At 35.8% G+C, this 2,709-nt stretch carries 3 protein-coding genes; all 3 read right to left on the bottom strand.

The features are described from left to right. Positions 1-102: 102 nt before the first annotated feature. Positions 103-1,014, bottom strand: coding sequence for a DUF5655 domain-containing protein (locus tag HHA41_RS12850; RefSeq protein WP_168461950.1), 912 nt, complete (start codon positions 1,012-1,014; stop codon positions 103-105). 17 nt (positions 1,015-1,031) lie between these two features. Next, positions 1,032-1,886 (bottom strand): HNH endonuclease, encoded by an 855-nt coding sequence (locus tag HHA41_RS12845; protein WP_166138773.1) that lies wholly within the window; start codon positions 1,884-1,886, stop codon positions 1,032-1,034. Between the two features lie 9 nt (positions 1,887-1,895). Then, positions 1,896-2,709: restriction endonuclease subunit S (locus tag HHA41_RS12840; RefSeq protein ID WP_252726737.1), on the bottom strand; the 814-nt coding region annotated here is incomplete at its 5' end.

The following is a 2,709-nucleotide window of genomic DNA, read 5'->3' as shown; positions in this document are numbered from 1 at the left end:
ACCGCAGCATATCCCAATTGCTTGAGCTGGCTAATCAGTTCATTTTCAAGTTGATATTCGCTTTGTACTGTCATTTCCTTTCCCTCTAAAATCTTAAATTATTCACTTCAATGTTTGTTTAATTAAACTCAAGATATATTCTAAATTTTCTGTATCAGATACGTCTAATCTATAGTCACCAACTCCCCAATGACCAATCATTGATACATCTTTTAATAGCCCTTTAGGATCATCGATTGATCCCATTTTTGCATTCAAAGTCAAACGTAAGAATTTTCTCTGAATTTCGATATACGTGAAATTTCTTTTTGCTTTTTTGAATCCAATATAAAGTTTCTTAGGATTAATTTCTGAATCAGGCGACAAGTTAAGAATTGCATCACGAAACTGCTCGTACAATTCTTTAATATCATCAGACTTATCTGCAAGATGATGATCCTCATCATATTGCTGGATTTCTTTGGCAATCTTTTGAATATCTTCAGACTCAACCTTTTGCACTTGCTTGATTGAAGGGGCTGATTTGGCTTTCTGCAATGGATTGACTGAAACAATTCCACCTTGATAGCGTTTGATTTCCCACAGCTCAATGCCCAAATCTTTAAAATTGGTGGACTGCTTTTGAAAGTCGGTAAAGCTCGGTGAAACAAAGATGATTCGACTTTGTGACCAATCCACATCCTGACGTTTCAGCTGGTTGCTCTGGCTCTCATTGTACTCAACGATAAAATCTGCCTTATAGTCGAGCATCAGATTCAGATAAGAAACGCCTTGATCGATCACGCTATAATTGCGTTCTCGCTTATATTCGATAATTACGAAAGCTTGGCTTTCAGGATCGAAAGCCAGTGTATCAATACGGTTATTTTTAATGGTGAATTCAGACTTGATGAATTCCAGACCTGTAAAACTGTAAAGATTGTTTTCAAACAGGCTTTGAATTTCTCTTTCCAAACGAAAAGGATCTTCTGTAAGTTCTACTAATGACTGTGCTTGGGTTTGATAAAGCTGCATTAAAAATCTCGAATTATTTATTCTTCAAATGTTTGTCTAAGCGGATTCCTCAAAGAAACGCTATATAAAAGTTTTAATCTCTCAATTGTCATTGGAATACCATTTTCGGTTTTATGCAGCATTGCATGACAATTTGGGCAGACAGGTCTTAGATCTTCTTTAGGATCAACCTCATACTCTTCACCAATCGTATTTAATGGCTCAATATGATGTACATGGATAAAATCTTTAGCAAATGAGCCATAGGTATGTTCAAAGCTCATGCCACAGACATAGCAACGAGTCCCATAAATGGCAATACATTCAGCTCTCGCTTTGGGACATCTCTCATAGCCATTTACAGTAACAGTTAGTTTTTTGCCTTCAAAAAATTTGGGGCTATTCACACCTGCTTCATCAGGATAGTTGGTCTCTTCAACATTACTAAACTGGTCAGCAATATAACTAAGCAATTTTTTATGTGCTTCAACCTTATCTAAAGATTTACCTTTTACAAATTTAGTGGTCTTATGCGACTGCAAAGTATCTTTTGGTGTGATTAGACCTAGTTCGGCTAAATATCGTCTAGACAGTGATGCTTTCTCAACTTTTTCAATTGGTTGAATTAGAAAGTAATCACCTTTATATGCCTCTAATTCTTTTTGATCTAACCAATATTCTCTATCTTTTTCTGGCAAATCAGATTGACCTGCAAATCCAACAACTTGATATTGATATTGAATTTTTCCTATTGGCTCTGTCACATACAAAAATAGAATGTCATTAATTTGGAATTCAAAATCGTATTTTGCCCAACATATTTGATGTGCATCATGATAAGCACGATCTATATCATAAATTGCAGGATTAACAGGAAATAACCATTCAGACATGAGATCCCTCTACACAAACATCTGCTGCAACAAGCCTTTTTTCCAAGTTTTCGCTTGTTCAATTTGCTGTGCCACCACTTCAATTTTTTGATCAATCGCAGAGAGGAAATTGGCGATTTTGGTTTGTTCAGCTAATTGTGGCTTATGAATTGATAATGAACGAATTTGTCCCAAAGCCAAAAACTTTTGCGTGTTTCCTGCATTAAGCAAAGCTACTTGTTTAGCAAAAAAACTACTATTTAGATAATGGATTAGATAAATATTTAAAAGTTCATCTTTCTCTTTTATGAGTGCTACATTTTTTATAGCAAAACCATCTGAGTTTAAAAGTACTGGATTACCTATTGTTCCAATCATCCCAAAAATAATATCACCAATATTTACTGCTGAACGTTTATTAATATTTAAATAATCATCTTCAGAAATTAAATTGATATCAGTTAAATCAAGCTTCCCATTCTTAAGATTTTTTGAAGTAATGAGTGGATAACCGTCTTTAACATACGACGGAGAATCATGTGTTCCATCCCGAACATCAGAAACTTTACTTAAAGCAACCTCCTCCCACTCCCCAAACTCACTACCATCATCCGCTTTAAAACGAAGCTGCTGACTAAACAATTTTTGCATCATGCCTTGTTTATACTGGCTGAGTAGCGCATGTTTTTGCGTGAGTTGGCTAATCTTCTCATCCACTGCAGAAAGAAAAGAGGCGATTTTGGTTTGTTCTTCTTTGGATGGGAAACGAACAGGTTGCGAAACGTGCCAATGAGCAGGAAAAACAGGCGGCATGAACATCAACCCCAAGTCAGAGGGTCCAATC

This window comes from Acinetobacter sp. A1 (assembly GCF_012371315.1).
Taxonomy (GTDB): Bacteria; Pseudomonadota; Gammaproteobacteria; order Pseudomonadales; family Moraxellaceae; genus Acinetobacter.
This window is presented reverse-complemented; position numbering and strand designations above follow the sequence as displayed.